This is a genomic window from Jiangella mangrovi (genome assembly GCF_014204975.1).
GTDB classification, from domain to species: Bacteria; Actinomycetota; Actinomycetes; order Jiangellales; family Jiangellaceae; genus Jiangella; species Jiangella mangrovi.
The window spans coordinates 1,241,433-1,259,003 of the sequence record NZ_JACHMM010000001.1; the positions used below are offsets into that span (position 1 = coordinate 1,241,433).

Annotated in this window: 19 protein-coding genes and 1 riboswitch; of the genes, 9 read left to right on the forward strand and 10 right to left on the reverse strand. The window is 72.9% G+C overall.

Going from position 1 to position 17,571, the window contains the following annotated elements; translation table 11 throughout:
* Window positions 1-20 precede the first annotated feature (20 nt).
* Complete coding sequence (locus HD601_RS05715; protein ID WP_184820100.1) at window positions 21-425, reverse strand: hypothetical protein; 405 nt, start codon at window positions 423-425, stop codon at window positions 21-23.
* A gap of 89 nt (window positions 426-514) precedes the next feature.
* A complete protein-coding gene (locus HD601_RS05720; RefSeq protein WP_184820102.1) occupies window positions 515-2,884 on the reverse strand; it encodes an Ig-like domain-containing protein in 2,370 nt (789 codons plus the stop codon).
* A gap of 137 nt (window positions 2,885-3,021) precedes the next feature.
* On the opposite strand from HD601_RS05720, the gene HD601_RS05725 reads away from it, so the two are divergent.
* Both HD601_RS05725 and HD601_RS05730 read left to right on the forward strand, forming a co-directional pair.
* The gene (locus tag HD601_RS05725) at window positions 3,022-3,753 is read left to right on the forward strand and encodes a class E sortase (RefSeq protein WP_184820104.1); all 732 of its coding nucleotides are present in this window, start codon (window positions 3,022-3,024) and stop codon (window positions 3,751-3,753) included.
* Window positions 3,754-3,757: 4 nt separating this feature from the next.
* On the forward strand, window positions 3,758-3,913 hold the full coding sequence (locus tag HD601_RS05730) for a hypothetical protein (protein ID WP_184820106.1): 156 nt from the start codon (window positions 3,758-3,760) through the stop codon (window positions 3,911-3,913).
* A 158-nt stretch (window positions 3,914-4,071) separates the two neighbouring features.
* On the opposite strand, the gene HD601_RS05735 is transcribed toward HD601_RS05730, so the two are convergent.
* From HD601_RS05735 to HD601_RS05755, 5 genes are all read right to left on the reverse strand, one after another.
* Window positions 4,072-4,356 carry a ubiquitin-like small modifier protein 1 gene (locus tag HD601_RS05735; protein WP_184820108.1) on the reverse strand — a complete coding sequence of 95 codons (285 nt, stop codon included), beginning with the start codon at window positions 4,354-4,356 and terminating at the stop codon, window positions 4,072-4,074.
* Between the two features lie 2 nt (window positions 4,357-4,358).
* Window positions 4,359-5,606: a threonine synthase gene (gene thrC / locus HD601_RS05740; RefSeq protein ID WP_184820110.1), complete on the reverse strand. Its 1,248-nt coding sequence runs from the start codon at window positions 5,604-5,606 to the stop codon at window positions 4,359-4,361.
* A 15-nt stretch (window positions 5,607-5,621) separates the two neighbouring features.
* Window positions 5,622-5,737: riboswitch (SAM riboswitch) on the reverse strand.
* A gap of 437 nt (window positions 5,738-6,174) precedes the next feature.
* The gene (gene otsB, locus HD601_RS05745; protein ID WP_184820112.1) at window positions 6,175-6,957 is read right to left on the reverse strand and encodes a trehalose-phosphatase; all 783 of its coding nucleotides are present in this window, start codon (window positions 6,955-6,957) and stop codon (window positions 6,175-6,177) included.
* A complete protein-coding gene (locus tag HD601_RS05750; protein WP_184820114.1) occupies window positions 6,954-7,508 on the reverse strand; it encodes a LytR C-terminal domain-containing protein in 555 nt (184 codons plus the stop codon). The genes otsB and HD601_RS05750 overlap by 4 nt, the downstream gene beginning before the upstream one ends.
* A 109-nt stretch (window positions 7,509-7,617) precedes the next feature.
* On the reverse strand, window positions 7,618-7,872 hold the full coding sequence (locus HD601_RS05755) for a DUF3263 domain-containing protein (protein ID WP_184820116.1): 255 nt from the start codon (window positions 7,870-7,872) through the stop codon (window positions 7,618-7,620).
* 23 nt (window positions 7,873-7,895) lie between these two features.
* On the opposite strand from HD601_RS05755, the gene HD601_RS05760 reads away from it, so the two are divergent.
* Entirely contained in the window at window positions 7,896-9,341 is a 1,446-nt protein-coding gene (locus HD601_RS05760) for an alpha,alpha-trehalose-phosphate synthase (UDP-forming) (protein WP_184829488.1), read from the forward strand.
* Between the two features lie 16 nt (window positions 9,342-9,357).
* Here the strand turns inward: HD601_RS05760 and HD601_RS05765 are convergent, their stop codons facing one another.
* A complete protein-coding gene (locus HD601_RS05765; RefSeq protein ID WP_184820118.1) occupies window positions 9,358-9,624 on the reverse strand; it encodes a hypothetical protein in 267 nt (88 codons plus the stop codon).
* Window positions 9,625-9,833: 209 nt separating this feature from the next.
* On the opposite strand from HD601_RS05765, the gene HD601_RS05770 reads away from it, so the two are divergent.
* The 3 genes from HD601_RS05770 to HD601_RS05780 are packed head-to-tail and all read left to right on the forward strand — an operon-like array spanning window position 9,834 to window position 11,255.
* Window positions 9,834-10,559, forward strand: a complete 726-nt coding sequence (locus HD601_RS05770) for a hypothetical protein (protein WP_184820120.1) — start codon at window positions 9,834-9,836, stop codon at window positions 10,557-10,559.
* Window positions 10,556-10,921: a YidH family protein gene (locus tag HD601_RS05775; protein ID WP_184820122.1), complete on the forward strand. Its 366-nt coding sequence runs from the start codon at window positions 10,556-10,558 to the stop codon at window positions 10,919-10,921. Before HD601_RS05770 ends, HD601_RS05775 begins: the two co-directional genes overlap by 4 nt.
* Window positions 10,922-10,925: 4 nt before the next feature.
* Window positions 10,926-11,255, forward strand: coding sequence for a YidH family protein (locus HD601_RS05780; RefSeq protein ID WP_184820124.1), 330 nt, complete (start codon window positions 10,926-10,928; stop codon window positions 11,253-11,255).
* Here HD601_RS05780 and HD601_RS05785 read toward each other — a convergent pair.
* Window positions 11,231-12,130 carry an N-acetylmuramic acid 6-phosphate etherase gene (locus tag HD601_RS05785; protein WP_184820126.1) on the reverse strand — a complete coding sequence of 300 codons (900 nt, stop codon included), beginning with the start codon at window positions 12,128-12,130 and terminating at the stop codon, window positions 11,231-11,233. The two genes, HD601_RS05780 and HD601_RS05785, sit on opposite strands and share 25 nt — an antisense overlap.
* Window positions 12,127-12,849, reverse strand: a complete 723-nt coding sequence (locus HD601_RS05790; protein WP_184820128.1) for a UTRA domain-containing protein — start codon at window positions 12,847-12,849, stop codon at window positions 12,127-12,129. The genes HD601_RS05785 and HD601_RS05790 overlap by 4 nt, the downstream gene beginning before the upstream one ends.
* 83 nt (window positions 12,850-12,932) lie before the next feature.
* Between HD601_RS05790 and HD601_RS05795 the strand changes: the two genes are divergently transcribed.
* The 3 genes from HD601_RS05795 to HD601_RS05805 are packed head-to-tail and all read left to right on the forward strand — an operon-like array spanning window position 12,933 to window position 17,571.
* Window positions 12,933-14,510: a family 10 glycosylhydrolase gene (locus HD601_RS05795; protein ID WP_184820131.1), complete on the forward strand. Its 1,578-nt coding sequence runs from the start codon at window positions 12,933-12,935 to the stop codon at window positions 14,508-14,510.
* A 9-nt stretch (window positions 14,511-14,519) separates the two neighbouring features.
* Window positions 14,520-15,080: a class I SAM-dependent methyltransferase gene (locus tag HD601_RS05800; RefSeq protein ID WP_184820133.1), complete on the forward strand. Its 561-nt coding sequence runs from the start codon at window positions 14,520-14,522 to the stop codon at window positions 15,078-15,080.
* Between the two features lie 31 nt (window positions 15,081-15,111).
* The gene (locus tag HD601_RS05805) at window positions 15,112-17,571 is read left to right on the forward strand and encodes a GH116 family glycosyl-hydrolase (protein ID WP_184820135.1); all 2,460 of its coding nucleotides are present in this window, start codon (window positions 15,112-15,114) and stop codon (window positions 17,569-17,571) included.

Below are 17,571 nucleotides of genomic sequence, written 5' to 3' on the forward strand. Positions count from 1 at the left end.
ATCTCATCCTATGTCCGCCCTCAGCGCGGCGTGGGCGGAGGCGTCATCTCGTCGTCGTAGAGCAGCCGGCCGCTCGGCGCGACCTTCAGGCTCGCGGTGGTGAGCAGCGCGTCGCGCAGGTCGGCGGGGGTCATGCCGTTGAGCTCGGCCACGTGCTCGAGCCGTTCGCCCAGCGCGTCGATGGCCTCCTGCCCGCCCATCGGCTCCGGCAGCAGGTCGTCCTGGCCGCCCGGCGCGAGCGTGCCCGTGGTCGGCGCGGGCGGGTCCGACGGCACCGCCACCGCGCCACCGTCGGCGCCATCGTCGTCATCCCCGGAACGGCTGGTCAGCCAGACCGCCGCCATGACGGCGACCGCCACCAGCACGAGGGCGGCCGCCACAGCCAGCACGGTGGTGCGGCGCTGCTTCGCGGTGGAGTCGGCCATGTGCGTCAGACCTCCTTCACCAGGTCTGACGCACGAGCGCCCCCGCAGGTTTCGCCAGCGGCGTCAGCGAGCGCGGCAGCCGGCGACGCTCAGCCGGTGACGGTCCGCCGGGTGCGCGTGTACAGGGCGGCGCCCAGGGTGAGCAGGACCACGCCCACGGCCAGGATCATCCGGTTGGCCGCCGTGCCGGTGTCGGGCAGGTCGGAGCCGTCCTCGTCGCCGTCGTCGCCACCGTCCTCGGAGCCGTCGTCACCGCCGCCGGACCCGTCGTCGCCGGTCGCGACGTCGACGGTGAAGGTGAGCGAGTCGGTCTGCGCGGAGGTGGCGCCGTTGATCGACTGGACGGCGCTCACCGAGCACTGGCCGTTGGGCAGCTCCGAGCCCGGCGTGAACGCCCAGGCGCCCTCGCCGTTCACCTCGGTGCTGCCGGACCAGGTGTCCTCGCCGCAGGTGATGCTCAGCTCGACGACGGCGCCGGGGATGCCCTCGCCGCTGAACGTCGGTGTCGCGGTGGTGGCGGTGTCGCCGTCGACCGGCCGCGTGATGGTCGGCGGGCCGACCGGCACGACGACGGTGACCGACGCGGTCTCGGGCACCTCGATGTCGCCGACGGTCTGCTGCGCGGTGACGGTGGACTCGCCGAACGGCAGGTCCGTGGTGAGCACGATGCTCCACGTGCCCTCGTCGTCCGTGCTGCCCTGACCGGCGGGCTCGTCGCCGACGGTGAGCGTGACCGTCGAGCCGGGCTCCGCCGACCCGGTGATCTCGACCGGCGTGGACTGGACCTCGTCGCCGTCCTCGGGCGAGATGATCGTGATGGGCGCGGCCTCGAACGCGGCGGCCGTTCCGCTGACGGTGTAGTTGCCGAGGCTGCCGTAGTCGGTGTAGCCGGAGCCGTTGCTCGCGGTGTTGCCGGCGGGGTCGCCCTGGCCGACGCCGCTGACGCGGAGGTAGTAGACGCCGGCCTCGACCTCGGCCTCGAGCTGGGCGTCGAGCCCGGAGGCGGTGCGGTCCGTGGGCGGGCTGGCGGGGTCGGTGCCCGACTCGGGGGCCGCGTCGCCGACGCGCTCGCCGGCGCCGTCGATGAGCTCGAGGCGCAGGTCGAGGTTCTGGCCGACGGTGGCGCCCTCGGCCGTGGCGGTGACCGGGCCGCCGTCGGTGACGAACGTGAACACGTCGCGCTCGCCGGAGCTGCCGATGACGCCGGTGGCGCTGAACTGGCCGGTCGCGTTGTCGAGCGCGGTCGCCTCGTCGAGCCCGTCGCCGTGGTCGTCGGCGGCGTAGGCGGCGCGGTCGGCGTAGTGGAACTCGAGCGTGAGCGGGTCGCCGGCGGGGTCGCAGGTGCCCTGGGCGTTCGGCTTGAAGACGCTGTCGCCGGGCTGCGGGTCGTCGGGGTCCTCGGCGTCGGTGCAGTAGGAGTCCAGCCACATCTGGTCGCCGTCGTAGACCATGAAGGTCTGCAGAACCGTGCCTGTGGCGGTGATCTCGGCGAGGTCGTCCTCGCCGGGGCGGCTGGCGCCGGCGTAGTCGCCGGGCGACCACTGCGACAGCGGCGCGGACCACGGGGCGCCCATGATCGGGCCCCAGAGCGAGGCCGGGTCGGCCTGCGTGTCGCCGTAGTACTCGTCGTCGCCGATGCCGTCGTGGTTCAGGCCGAACGTGTGGCCGACCTCGTGCGACACGACGTTGCCGACGTCGGGCGCGTTGCTGTCGCGCGCGACCGGCGCGAAGATCATGGCCGGCGACAGGAACGCGTTGCCGAACCCGCCCGCCCACGCACGGCCGCTGGCGTCGACCGCCGGCTCGATGTCCGTGGTGTCGGTGACGACCGCCGTCATGCCGTACTCGTCGTCGTCGGGCGAGGTCTTGTGCAGCGCGTCGGCGCCGGGGTCCGTGGTGGTGACGTTGACGTCGAACGGCGCGTAGTCCTCGGCCACACGCGCCCACACCTGGTACACGTACGCGGCGTCGGCGGCGGCCGCGTTGGGGGCGAGCTCGAACACGTCCTGCTCGTAGTAGCGGTTCCACTCCGTGTTCCGGATGGTGGCGCCGTCGAAGTCGAGGTAGACGGTGTACGGCGCGCCGGGCCGGGAACCGCCGGCGGGGTCGCCCGGGACGTCCGCGACAGGCGCCGCCGGCTCCGACTCGCCGGCGTGGTCGTCAGGAGCCTCGAACTCGTCGGTGTACGACAGCACGCCGCTGGCACCGACGACGGCCGCACCGGACTCCACGAGCTCGCGGACGGCGTCGGCGGCGAGGCCGACGCGGTCGGCGGCGGTCTCGAGCGTCTCGGCCACCAACTCGGCGGCCGACAGGTCGACCAGCTCCGTCAGGTCGGTCAGGCCGTTGGTGAGGTCGTCGGTGGCGGCCGCCGGCGGGGCGGTGCCGGCGAACGCGAGCACACCGGCGCCCGTCGCCGCCGCCACGGCCAGCAACCGCCGCGGGATTCCGCGATTCATGACTTCATATCTCCTGATGATTCACGTGATTCTCAGGGCATACGCTCGACGCACGGTAGCAGACCGAATCGGCCGGTCCCGGGGCTCCGATGAGATCAGGTCCCGGCGCGGAAGGGTCGCCGGTTAGGCTCTTGGGCATGCATCGCAAGGCGGCCAAGGGGCGTCGTAGAGCCTCGGCCCGGAACAAGCCGCAGCAGCCGGCCAAGCGCAACGTCGCCGCCCTCATCGCGGGCGGCGTCGGCGAGCTCATGCTCACCGCGGGCGCCGTCGTGCTGCTGTTCGTGGTCTACACGCTCTGGGGCACCGGCATCCAGACCGCCAACGCGCAGGACGACCTCCGCGACCAACTCGGGATCGGCCTCGACGCCGGCCAGGTCGAGAAGGAGCCCATCCCGCTCGACCAGCTCGAGGTGGGCGACGCCTACGGCATCATCCGCATCCCCCGCTTCGGCGAGGACTGGGAGTGGATCATCGTCCAGGGCACCGAGGACTCCGACCTCAAGAACGGCCCCGGCCACTACCTCGACAGCGTCGACCCCGGCAACATCGGGAACTTCTCCATCGCCGCGCACCGTTCGGGACACGGCGAGCCGTTCGCGCAGTTCCCCGAATTGGAGGTCGGCGACATCGTCGAGATCGAGACGAGCACCGGCACGTACCTCTACCAGCTCGACAACGCGCCGAACGGCGACCCCGACGGCAACCGCATCGGCATCAGGGACAGCTGGGTGGTCGACCCCGTGCCGGGCGAGTCCGAGGAGACCGAGCCCACCGAACGGCGCATCACGCTCACCACGTGCTGGCCGCGCTGGGGCTCGTCACACCGCATGTACGCGACCGGGATCCTCATCGGCGGAGAGGAAGTCTAGACAGATGTACGCCTGGGTCTGGCGGCACCTGCCGGGACCGTGGCCGATTCGGCTGCTGATCTACTTGATCCTCATCGCCGCGATCGTCTACGCGCTATTTATTTGGGTCTTCCCGTGGGCGGAAGACGCCTTCAACATCAGTGAAGTGACCGTCGGCTGATCCGGCTCCTCCGCACAGGCAGACGACGCCTCTCACCATGCAGCGAGGTCACCGTCGGCTGATCCGGCTCCTCCGCACAGGCAGACGACGCCTCTCACCATGCAGCGAGGTCACCGTCGGCTGACGGTGACCTCGCGGGGACGGGGTCGACGACGGGGTCAGCCGCCGGCGACCGCCGGGATGACGGAGATCTTCGCGCCCGACGGCGTGGGCGTCTGCAGGCCCGACGCGAACCGGACGTCGTCCTCGTTCACGTAGACGTTGACGAACCGGCGGATCTGGCCGGTGTCGTCGAGCACGCGCGCGCCGATGCCCGGGTAGGCGGCGTCCAGCGCCCCCAGCACGTCACTGAGGGTGGCGCCGTCGGGCACCTCGACGGTGACGTCGGACTCGCCCTTGGTGTAGGTGCGCAGGATGGTCGGGACTCGTACGGCGACGCTCATGTTCAGCCTCCGTTGACGAGGCTGTGGAACGCCTCGGTAGTAGGTGCGATGGTGCCGGCGGGGCCGACCACGGACGAGACGGCGTCGAGGGTCTTGAGCCCGTCGCCGGTGTTGAAGATGACGGTCTCGGCGTCGGGGTCGAGCTTGCCGTCACGCAGCAGCTTGGCCAGGACGGCGACGGTGACCCCGCCGGCGGTCTCGGCGAAGATGCCCTCGGTGCGGGCCAGCAGCCGGATGCCCTCGACGACCTCGTCGTCGCTGACGTCGTCGACCGCGCCGCCGGTGCGCCGCGCGACGTCGAGCACGTACGGCCCGTCCGCCGGGTTGCCGATGGCCAGCGACTTCGCGATGGTGTCGGGCCGGACCGGCCGCACCACGTCGTGGCCCTCCTTGAACGCCGTCGAGACCGGAGAGCACCCCGTCGCCTGGGCGCCGAAGATGGCCGGCGCGTCGCCCTCGACCAGGCCGAGCTGCACCAGCTCGCGGAACGCCTTGTCGACCTTGGTCAGCTGCGAGCCGCTGGCGACCGGGATGACGACCTGCTTCGGCAGCCGCCAGCCGAGCTGCTCGGTGGTCTCGTAGCCGAGCGTCTTCGAGCCCTCGGCGTAGTAGGGCCGCACGTTGACGTTGACGAACGCCCAGTCGTCGTGCTCGCCGGCCAGCTCCGACGCGAGCCGGTTGACGTCGTCGTAGTTGCCCTCGACGGCGACCAGCGTGGTCCCGTAGACGGCGCTCGTCACGATCTTCGGCAGCTCGAGGTTGCTGGGGATGAACACGTAGCTGGTGATGCCGGCCCGGGCCGCCGCCGCGGCGACCGCGTTGGCGAGGTTGCCCGTGGACGGGCAGGCCAGGACCGTGAAGCCCAGCTCGCGCGCCGCCGCCAGCGCGACGGCCACCACGCGGTCCTTGAACGAGTGCGTGGGGTTGGCGGCGTCGTTCTTGATCCAGAGATCCTTGATGCCGAGCTCGCGGGCGAGGTTGTTCGCGCGGACCAGCGGGGTGAACCCCGGGTCGGTGTTCGGGATGTCGGCGACGTTCTCGGGCACCGGCAGCAGGTCGCGGTAGCGCCAGATGGACCGCGGGCCGCTCTCGATGCGCTCGCGCGTGATGGTGCCGAAGTCGTAGGCCACCTCGAGCGGCCCGAAGCACTCGAGACACGCGTAGTAGGGCCCGAGCTCGACGGTGGTGCCGCACTCACGACATGAAAGATGCGTGGCGCGCCCCAAGGAGGTGGTGCTGGTGACGGTCATGCTGCTGCGGATCCCTTCTCATCTCTCCCACTCGGGTGAGCGGGCCGGAATTGGCACCGTCGTCGCGCGGGTCGGCGCGGACGGTTGCCGGAGCTTCGACGGGCCGGTCCCTCGGCTCCTCTGGATGAGGACAACTGATGGTCACACTACGTGGCACGTTTGGATCCAGACAGGACGAGTCCGCGATACGAGACAAATCTGTATCGCATCGTGGATGGTCGTCACTCGAGTGGGCGACGCCGCACGTGCTCTGGCCCGGCGACGACTCGGACCTCGAGCTCACGCATCCGGGCCGCTTGGGCAAGGTACTCGCGGATCGCGATCAGCGCCTCTTCCTCGGGCGATCGACCCGAACGTTCGGCAAGGGCGCTGTAGCGCCGCAACCTCCTCGTCGGTGAGGGTGATGGAGAGCTCCACCTCGTGATGGTGGCAGCGCCGCCGGGGTTCGCGCCACTCGCGGAGCGGCGCCTCGCGAGCGCCTTGGCACGGCTGGCCACCCTGGAGATGGGACGAAACGGACACCCGAGCGACGATGAGCCGTGCCAAGCACGTCGCCAGGCGTGCAAGGTCAGTCGAGCGCGGCGAGCTCGCGGAGCAGGGCCTGGACCCCGGGCGGACCGGGGACGACGACGTCGGCCGCGGCCCGCAGGTCGGCCGATGCCTCCTCGGCGTCGGAGCAGACGACCAGCCCGGCCTCGATGGCGCGCGACGACACCAGGTCGCGCACCGCCGCCACCGCGGGCAGGTCGCCCAGGTCGTCGCCGCCGTAGAGGACGGCCGCGGCGCCGGTCTCGGCGACCAGGGACCGGATGGCGACGCCCTTGTCGACCCCCACGGGCCGCAGCTCGAGCACGAACCGGCCGGGCGTGACCTGCAGGCCGGCCTCGGCGGCGACGGCGTCGGCGTGGGGGCGCAGCTCGGCCAGGGCGGCGGCGGGGTCGGCGGCGGACCGGGTGTGCAGCGCCACCGAGTGGTGCTTGTCCTCGACGGTGACCCCGGGTCGGGCTGCGGCCAGCTCCGTCGCCCGGCGGCGGGCGACGTCGACGCCGTCGTCGCTGTCGGGAGTACTCAGCGTGCCGCCGGACCAGCGCTGCAGCCCGTAGTGACCGAGCACGACCAGGCCGGGCACGTCCGCCAGCCCACCGAGGCGGACGGCGTCGGCGGCGGGCCGGCCGGTAACGACGGCGACCCGGGCCACCCGCGCGGCCACCGCCGTCAGGACCTCGGCGGTGCCGGGCAGCGCGACGGCGCTGGCGGGGTCGGGCACGATCGGCGACAGCACGCCGTCGAAGTCGAGAGCCACGAGGGTGCGGTCCAGCAGGCCGGACAGGGGTCGCAGCTCGGGCGTCACTCCGACTCGACCTCGTCGAGGTAGTCCTCGGCCAGCACGACGACCAGGCGGGTGTCGTTGAACGGCTCGACGGTGGGGCGCTGGCGGCCGATCTCGGGGAACTGCGCCATGAGCGCCTCGGCGGCCTCTTCCATGCCCTCGGGCACGTAGACCGTGGTCTCGGGGACGGTGCCGGTGAACTCGCTCATGGCGGCGACCTCCCAGCCGCCGTCCTCGAACCGCTCGCTGGCCTGCTCCTCGATGCCGGGCTCGCCGGTCTGGTTCAGCACACCCAGCGGCTCGACGACGTCGGGGTCGGCGGTGACGGGCTCGCTCGGCTCGGTGGGCGCGTCCGTCGGCGCGTCGGTCGGCGGAGGCTCCGTCGCGGGCGGCTCGGTGGCGGGAGGCTCGGTCGCCGGGGGCTCCGCGCCGGCGGCGTCACCCGCCGCGACGTCGTCCGGGCTGCTGTCCTCGACGTCGTCGCCGAAGTACCAGAGCAGTGCGAGGACGACCGCGACGGTTCCGACGAGGGCGACGAGGGACGGCCAGAGCCGCTGGAGCCGGTCACTCATCGTCACAGGACCAGGAGAGTACGCCACCGGCCTGTGTCCATGCGAGGCACTCGGCCCTGGCGCCGATGATCAAGATCGGCGACACTGTCGTATGGACTGGCGCGGCCGCTCATGCCTCCGCGGCGAGCGAGCGCCCGGAACCGGTGCGCGTACGGCGCGAGCGCTGCCGTCGCAGCCGCCGCACCAGCAGTGGGTCGTGCGCCAACGCCTCGGGCCGATCGATGAGGGCGTTGAGCACCTGGTAGTACCGCGTGGCCGACATGCCGAACTCTCGGCGCACTGCTTGTTCCTTGGCTCCTGGGTACTTCCACCAGCGGTGCTCGAAGTCGAGGATCGCGCGCTCGTGGGAGTCCATGTCAGCCATCGTAGGCAAGGGCTGTGACAACCATGCAACACAACTCGGTTACCGTTGTCGGCACGAGGAGGCCCCATTTGTCCACGACTGGAACGAGTAGCTTCGTCGTAGTCGCCAATCGGCTGCCGGTCGACCGGGTGTCGACGGCCGATGGCGCGACCAGCTGGCGCAGGAGCCCCGGCGGACTGGTCACCGCCCTGGCTCCGGTGATGCGAGCCTACGACGGAGCCTGGGTGGGCTGGACCGGCTCACCGGACGACGCCCCGGCCCCGTTCTCGACCGACGACATGGACCTCGTCGCCGTTCCCATGTCGGCCGAGGAGATCGCCCTCTACTACGAGGGATTCTCGAACGCCACGCTCTGGCCGCTGTACCACGACGTCATCGTCCAGCCGGAATACCACCGTGAATGGTGGGACGCCTACCGCGCCGTCAACCGCCGATTCGCCGTGGCTGCGGCCTCCGTCGCCGCTCAGAACGCCGTCGTGTTCATCCAGGACTACCAGCTGCAGCTGGTGCCGCAGCTGCTGCGCGAGCTGCGCCCCGACCTCAAGATCGGCTTCTTCCTGCACATCCCGTTCCCGCCCACGGAGCTGTTCGCCCAGCTGCCGTGGCGCCGGCAGATCCTCGAGGGACTGCTCGGCGCCGACCTCGTCGGGTTCCAGCGGGCCGGGGCCGCCAGCAACTTCGAGTCGCTGGCCGAGACGTTCACGTCGGCCGTCCTGCGCGACGACGCCCTCGTCCTCGAGGACGGCCGCGAGGTGCTGGCCCGGGCGTTCCCCATCTCGATCCAGGTCGAAGAGGTGGCGCGGCTGGCCGAGGACCCCGAGGTCCAGCAGCGCGCGGCCACCATCCGCGAGGAGGTCGGCTCGCCGCAGCACATCCTCCTCGGTGTCGACCGCCTCGACTACACGAAGGGCATCGGGCACCGGTTCAAGGCGTTCGGCGAGCTGCTCGCCGAGGGCTCCGTCACGCCCGACGAGGCCGTCCTGGTCCAGGTGGCGACGCCCAGCCGCGAGCGGGTCGAGGCTTACCAGACGCTGCGCGACGAGATCGAGCTGCAGGTCGGGCGCATCAACGGCGACTACGGCCGCATCGGACACCCCGCGGTGCACTACCTGCACTCGTCGTACGACCGCACCGAGCTGGTGGCGCTGCTGCTCGCCGCCGACGTCATGGTGGTCACGCCGCTGCGCGACGGCATGAACCTGGTGGCCAAGGAGTACGTCAGCGCCCGCTCGGACCTGCGCGGGGCGCTGGTGCTGTCGGAGTTCGCCGGCGCCGCCGACGAGCTCGGCGACGGCGCCTTCCTGGTCAACCCGCACGACATCGACGGGCTGAAGCGGACCATGCTGACCGCGATGCGCCTCGACCCGGCCGAGGCCGAGCAGCGCATGAAGCTGCTGCGCGACCACGTGACCAGCCACGACGTCTCGCGCTGGGCCACTGAGATCCTGACGGCGCTGCGGGCGATCTGACCGCGGCCCGACGGCGTCAGCGGCGGTCGTCGCGCTCCGGCTCGGCGTCGGTGTAGGCGAGCCAGGCCTGCGTGTCGGCGGAGTCCGCGGGCTCCGGCGCGGTGGCCGGCTCGGACAGCGCGGCCAGCCGCCGCTCCGCCGCCTCGACGTTGCGCAGCTCCATCTGGGCGAGGGCCATGAGGTCGCGCAGGCCCTCGGCGCCGAAGCGATCGCGCACGTTCATGACGGCGGAGGTCACCATGGGGTCGACTTCGGGGGTCTGAGGCTGCAGTCGTGGGTCCATGCGATCACTCCTGGGAGGAATTACTGAGAGTCGGGACGTACCGTAACCCGCGTCACTGCTCCGCCGGGCGCCGACCCGGGCTCCGGGCGTCACCGGCGGGCCGCCGTGACAGGATCGCGACACATCGACGATGATGTGGCTGCACAGGCCTGAGGGACACGGGGGTGACTCCGGCCTGCCCGCGAGATTTCCCAACGTAACGGTGGTCGATGCTCCCTCGACGGTTCGCCCTCGTCCGCCACGTCGACTACACCGGAGTCTCCGGGGTCGGGGTGGTGGCCTACGGCGTCGTCTTCGCCGACGGGCACGTGGCACTGCGCTGGGCCTCGACGCACCCGGCCACCAGCCTGTGGAGCTCGATCGACGACCTCGTGGCGGTGCACGGCCACGGCGAGGCCACCAGCATCGAGTGGCTCGACCCTGCCACCGACCCGTTCGCCCAGCCCGCCGCCTCGCGCGGCGCCGGCCGGCGGGCGCGGCGGGTGACCCCCGACCCCGAGGTCCCGGAGCCCATCGTCGAACCCGACGTCACCCGGCCGACCCGGCCCATCACCCTCGAGCCGGAACCGGAACCGGAACCGGTGCCGGCGGAGCCCGAGGCCGCGGCCCGCCCGGAGCCGGCGGCCAGCCCGGAGCCCGCGGCCCGCCCCGAACCGGGCCGGCCCGACCCCGTCACGCCGGAGATGCTGGGCCGTCTCCCCCACCCGGAACCGCTCAAGCCCCGGTCGCAGGCGGAGCCCGCGGCGCCGGCTCCGGCCCCCGCCACCACGGAGACGCCGCCGCCACCGCCGCCCGTCGAGGCTCGCGCGGCCGACCACGCCGCCCGGTCCGCGCACCCGCGGCTGCCGGCCCAGCGGGGAGCGGGACGGCACCGCCGCAGCGGTGCCGAGTCGCCGTCGCGGACGACGTACCAGGTCGAGAGTGACGGCACATGACCGACGACCGGCGCTGGCCGCGCAGTGTCTACGAGTCCGGCAGCGAGCCCGACCCGCGCTTCACCTTCGCCAACGAGCGGACCTTCCTGGCCTGGATCCGGACGGCGCTCGCGCTGCTGGCGGCCGGCATCGCGCTCGAGGCGCTCGAGATCCCGGAGCACACGGCGCTGCGGCTGGTGCTGGTGGTGGCGCTGGCGCTGCTCGGCGCCACCTGCAGCGTCATGGCGTTCGTCCGCTGGGCCCGGGCCGAGAAGGCGCTGCGCGAGTCGCGGCCGCTGCCGTCGCCCGCGCTGGCGCCGGTGCTGGCGTTCGGGCTGGCGGTGGCGGCCATCGTCATCGTCGTCGTGCTCGTCGCGCCGTGACGTCATGACCGAGGAGACGTACGACCGCGGCGCCCAGAACGAGCGGACGGCGCTCGCCTGGATCCGCACGTCGCTCGCCCTGCTGGTGGGCGTGGTCCTGGCCAGCCGGCTGGCAGCGGAGCCGCTGGGCCCGGCCGCGGTGGTGTTCGGGCTGGTGGTCGCGCCGGTCGCGCTACTGGTCCTGGTGCTGGCCCGGCGCCGCTACCGCCGCTCGCACGAGGCCCTGCACGCCGACCGCGCCCTGCCCGACGGCAAGCTGCCCGGCCTGGTCGCGCTGGTCACGCTGCTGCTCGGAGTGCTCGAGATCGCCTACGCGATCGCCGCGCGCACGTAACCGCCGGCCGCGGCGAGCCGGCGGCGTGCCTCGTCGGCGCCCACCCCGGCCAGCAGCATGACCGTCGCCGTCTTGGTCTCGTCGCCGCCGGCCGCCAACGCGGCAGCGACCGCCTCGTCGGACTCGCCGGTGGCCTCCTGGACGATCCGCTGCGCCCGGCGGCGCAGCTTGTCGTTGGTGGCGCGCACGTCGATCATGAGGTCACCGTGGGTGTGCCCGAGCTGCACCATGACCAGCGTCGAGATGGTGTTGAGCACCAGCTTCGCCGCCGTGCCGGCCTTGAGCCGGGTGGAGCCGGCCACCACCTCGGGGCCGGTGAGGGCCTCGACGGCGACGTCGCAGGCGGCGGCGATGGGCGAGCCGGCGTTGTTGACGACGGCGACGGTGTACGCGCCGGCCGCGCGGGCGGCGGCCAGGGCGCCCAGCACGTACGGCGTGCGGCCCGACGCGCTCACCGCCACGACGACGTCATCGGGCCCGGGCCCCAGCGCCGACAGGTCGGAGCGGCCGCCGTCGTGGTCGTCCTCGTCGTGCTCGGCGGCCGAGCGGACCGCGTCGAAACCCCCGGCCATGACGGCGACCACCTGCCGCTCGTCGACACCGAAGGTGGGCCGGCACTCGGCGACGTCGAGGACGGCGAGCCGGCCCGGCGTGCCGGCGCCCACCTCGATGAGCCGGCCGCCGCGGCGCAACCGGACCACCGTCGCGTCGACCGCCTCGACCAGCCGGTCGCGGGTCGCGGCGACGGCGTCGACCGCCACCCGGTCCTGCTCGGCCATCAGGTCGACCTGCTCGCGGGTGGACCGGAGATCCAGGTCGGCGGCTGCGGCGAGCCGTCCCTCCGTCGCCAGCCGGTCGAGCTCGGAGTTCCTCACTCGGCCGCCCTGGCCGGCCGGCGGGCCGGCTGCAACTCGACGCGGAACTGGTAGCGGTCGCCGCGGTAGACCGAGCGGACGAACTCGACCACCCGGCCCTCGGCGTCGCGCGAGATGCGCTCGAACAGGAACGCCGGCGAGTGCAGCGGCACCCCGAGCAGCTCGGACTCCGTCTCGTCGGTGACCGTCGCCTCGATGGTCTGCACGCCGCCGGACAGCTCCAGCCCGTACACGTCGTGCAGCAGCTCGTAGAACGAGCCGTCGGCGAGCATGCCGCCGTCGAGCCCGGGCGCGATGCTGCGCGGGACGTGCAGCGTCTCGACCGCCATGGGCGCGTCGTCGGCCAGCCGCAGCCGGGTCACGCGCACCACGCTCTCGCCCGGTGAGATCTCCAGCCGGCGGCCCAGCGGCGCGCCCGCCAGCACGTCGTCGACGGCCAGCGTGCGGCTGGACGGGACGGCGCCGCGCTGGCGCATGTCCTCGGAGAACGACGTCACCGCCAGCCCCTGGGCGATCTTCGGACCGGCGACGAACGTGCCGGCTCCCTGCCGGCGGACCAGCCGCCCCTCGCGCACCAGCTCTTCGACGGCCCGGCGCAGCGTCATGCGCGAGACCCCGAACCTTGGCGCCAAGGTACGCTCGGCCGGCAACGCGTCGCCGACGCCGAGCTCTGCCACCAGGTCGAGGATCTCGTCCCGGATCGAGTGATATTTCGCCACGCCCGCACCCCCCTGTAGACGTATCGGGCAAAGTCTTCCAGACTTAGGGCCCATATTGGTCTAGTCCATCGAGGAGGACCAGCGTGAGCCGACGTCGCCTCACACTTCCCGCCATCGTGGCACTCGTCCTGGCCGTCGCCGGCGCTCCCTCGACCACCGCCGCCCCGGCGGCTCAGGACGCGCCCCCGGAGCAGTGGCGCGGCTACTGGGCCGACGCCTTCAACGAGGGCATCTACACGCCCGCGCAGGTCGAGGAGCTCGTCGGCGACGCGCTCGAGGTCAACGCGAACGCGCTGATCGTGCAGGTCGCCCGCCGCTACGACTGCTTCTGCAACCGCGCCGACTACCCACGCACCGACGCCGCCATCGCGCCGGCGCCGTACGACCCGCTGGACGAGGTCATCGAGCAGGCGCACGCCGCCGGGCTCGAGGTGCACGCGTGGGTCAACTTCGGCACGCTGTGGAACTCGGCGACGGCGCCGCGCTCGCCCGACCACGTCTTCAACACCCACGGCCCGAGCGCCGCCGGGGCCGACCGCTGGCTCAACCGGCGCGCCGACGGCACGGAACTGGTCGGCAACAACAGCTTCCTCGACCCCGCCAACCCGGCCGCCCGCGACTACGTCGTCGGCGCCATCCAGAGCATCGTCCGCGAGTACGACGTCGACGGCATCAACCTCGACTACATCCGCTACCCGGACCACAGCTCCACCACCACGCACAGCGACTGGGGCTACAGCGAGACGTCGATCGCGCGGTTCCAGGCCGCCACGGGCCGCACCGACGTGCCGGCGCCGTCGGACGCCCAGTTCACCGAGTGGCGGCGCGAGCAGATCACCAGCATCGTCCGCCGCATCTATCTCGGCATCTTCGAGATCGACCCGACGGTGCGGCTGAGCAACGACGGCATCACCTACGGCTTCGGCCCGCAGAGCGTTGGCGGCTGGGAGCAGACTCGCACGTACGCCGAGGTCCTGCAGGACTGGAAGGGCTGGCTCGACGAGGGGATCATCGACACCGTCGTCGCCATGAACTACAAGCGCGAGTGGATGCCCGACCAGGCGCAGATGTTCGCCGAGTGGAACGAAGTCCTGGCCGACTGGCAGGGCGACCGGCAGACGGTGTCCGGGCCGGCGCTGTACCTCAACGAGATCGACGACAGCGTCCAGCAGGTCCACGACCTGCTGACCCCCACGGCCGCCGGCAACACCGTCGCCGGCTGGAGCGGCTACTCCTACGCGAACCCGTCGCTGACGGCGGCCGCCGGGTCCCCGGCGGTGAAGGACGCTGAGCGGGCCGAGTTGGCCGCCGCGCTCACCACCGGCCCGGACGCCCCGTTCGCCGAGGACGCCGCCGTCCCGTCCATGCCGTGGAAGGAGGACCCGACCACGGGGAACGTGGCCGGCACGCTGCGGCTGCGCAGCGGCGCCGCGCTCGACGGCGTCAGCGTCACCCTGAAGCCGGTGGTCGGCGACGGCGAGACGCGGACGCAGGTCAGCGACGGCTCCGGCTGGTTCGGCTTCGTCGACGTGCCGCCCGGCGTCTACCTCGCCGTCTACGACCTGCCCGACCGCGTGGTCGGCGCGCCGATCAGCGTGGTCCGGGTCCGCGCCGGCGAGCTGGCCGGCACGCGCACGCCGCCGTTCATCGGTCTCCCCTAGCCTGGGCCGATGACGGGATTCGGCGCCGTCGGGGCGCGGCTCTACGCCTGGTTCAACCGCCATCCGGAGGCGAACCGGGCGGTGGTCGACGTCGCGGCGCTGCGCCCCGGCGACCACGTCCTCGAGGTCGGCTGCGGCCCGGGCGTCGGGCTCGAGCTGGCGGCCCGGGTCGTCGGCGCCGAGCGCGCTGCCGCCGTCGACCCGTCCGAGACGTTCGTCGCCATGGCCCGCAAGCGGGTTCCGGGCGCCGACGTCCGCGTGGCCGGCGCCGAGGACGTGCCGTTCGACCACGCCACGTTCACGGCGATCTACACGCTCGCCTCGATGCACCACTGGTCCGACCGCGACGCCGGCCTGGCCCGGCTGATCGCCGTGCTGGCGCCGGGCGGGCGGCTGGTGCTGGGCGAGCGGCTGCTCGACAAGCCCGGTCACGGCATCACGCCGGTGCAGATCGACGAGGTGACCGCCCGGCTGGCGGCCCTCGGGCAGACCGGTGTGCGGACCGTCGAGCGGCGGGTCGGGCGCAGGACGCTCGCCGTCATCGTCTCGGAGCGGCCCTTTCAGGCTTGACATGGAACGGCGTTGCACGTGAGGTCGGATGATGACGCTGACGCCTGACTGGCCGGTCCTGCGCCGGTACGACGCCGACCACTCGCTGCGCATCGCACTCCCGCTCGGCGGCATCGGCGCCGGGACCGTGTCGCTGGGCGGCCGCGGCGACCTGCGCGACTGGGAGATCCGCAACCAGCCGGCCAAGGGCTTCGCGCCGCGCGACAGCTTCTTCGCCGTCCGGGCGGGCGACGTCGTCCGTGCGCTCGAGGGCCCCGTCGACCCCGTCCTGTACGAGGGCTGGGAGGGCGCCGCGGTGCCCAACCACAGCCTGCCGCGGTTCGCCCGCTCGGAGTTCCTGGCCGCCTACCCGCTGGGCCAGGTGTGCCTCGACGACCCGGACGTGCCGGTATCGGTGCGGCTGCAGGCGTTCAACCCGCTGGTCCCGGCCGACGTCGACGCCAGCTCACTGCCGGTCGCGGTGCTGCGCTACGCCGTCACCAACACCGGGACCGAGCCGATCCCCGTCACGGTCGCCGGCAGCGTCCGCAACCCCGGCACGGATCCACGCAACGAACCGCGGCCCGACGGCGTGGTGCTGCGGTCCGGCAACGGGGCCGACCGGCAGGACGAGCAGTGGGGCTCGCTCGCCCTCGCCGTGCTGGACGAGGACGACGTCACCGTGCGCACGGCGTGGGCCGGGTCGAGCTGGGGCGGACCGCTGCTGGACTTCTGGGACGACCTCGCGGCCGACGGACGACTGGACGAGCGGCCGGCGGACGGCGAGCCGGTGGCCTCCGTCGCCGCCCTGCGCATGCTGGGGCCGGGCGAGACGCACGCGTTCACGTTCCTGCTGACCTGGCACTTCCCGAACCGGCGCGACTGGCGCGGCGAGACCGTGATCGGCAACCACTACGCCTCGCTGTACGACGACGCCTGGGACGTCGTCAACGCGACCGCGCCGAAGCTGGCCGACCTCGAGGGGCGCACCGTCGCCTTCGTCGCCGCGCTGACGGGCGCCGACCTGCCGGCCGCGCTCGTCGAGGCCGCGCTGAGCAACGTCAGCACGCTGCGCTCGCCGACCTGCTTCCGCGCCGCCGACGGCCGGTTCTACGGCTGGGAGGGCTGCCACGACGACAGCGGCAGCTGCTACGGCAACTGCACGCACGTGTGGAACTACGAGCACACGACGCCGTACCTGTTCGGCGAGCTGGCGCGGTCCATGCGCGAGCTGGAGTTCCACCACGCCACCGCCGACGACGGCCACATGAGCTTCCGGCTGGAGCTACCGCTGGACCGGTCGCGCGAGCACGGCGTGGCGGCCGCCGACGGGCAGATGGGCTGCCTGGTCAAGCTGCACCGCGAATGGCGGCTCAGCGGCGACGACGACCTGCTGCGCTCGCTCTGGCCGGCCGCGCGGCGCGCGCTGGAGTTCGCCTGGATCCCCGGCGGCTGGGACGCCGACCGCGACGGCGTCATGGAGGGTTCCCAGCACAACACCATGGACGTCGAGTACTTCGGCCCGAACCCGCAGGTCGGCAGCTGGTACCTGGCGGCGCTGCGGGCCGCGGAGGAGATGGCCCGGCACCTCGGCGACGACGAGTTCGCCGCCACCTGCGCGGACCTGTTCGCCCGCGGCAGTGCCTGGATCGACGCGCACCTGTTCAACGGCGAGTACTACCGGCACGAGATCCGCCCGCCGGGCAGCGAGGACGCCATCGCGCCGGGACTCCGGCTGCCCGGCATCGGCGCCCGCGACCTCACCGAGCCGGAGCTGCAGATCGGCGACGGCTGCCTCACGGACCAGCTGGTCGGGCAGCACGTGGCGCGGCTGACCGGGCTCGGCGACCTGCTCGACGACGCGCACGTGCGCACGACCCTGCAGAGCATCGTGCGGCACAACGACCGCACCGCGCCGGGCGCGCCCTTCAACCCCAAGCGCAGCTACGCCCTGGCCGGCGAGCCGGGGCTGCTGGTCGCCTCCTACCCCCGCGGCAACCGCCCGGCCCGACCGTTCCCGTACTTCGCCGAGGTGTGGACAGGGCTGGAGTACACCGCGGCCATCGGCCTGCTGCAGGCCGGGCTCGCCGACGACGGCGTGCGCGTCGTCGAGGCGGTCCGCAGCCGCTTCGACGGCCGCCGCCGAAACCCGTTCGACGAGGCCGAGTGCGGCCACCACTACGTGCGCGCCATGGCGGCGTGGGGCACGCTGGTCGCCTTCACCGGCTTCGGGTACGACGGCGTGAGCGGCGGGCTCCGCTTCGCCCCGGCCGACCTCACCGGCGGCCCGGTCACCTGGTTCTGGGCGAGCGGCGACGCGTGGGGGACGGTGACGCAGGCGGCCGGGGGCGGGGGCGTCGACGGCGTCGACGTCACCGTCGCGGTGCACGGCGGCCGGCTGCGGCTCCGCACCCTGAAGCTGACCGGAGCCGGCACCGTCGAGCTGCCGGACCGCGTCCTCTCGACCGGTGAGACCGCGGGTGCAACCGTCGCGGCTCCTCGGCTGTCATAG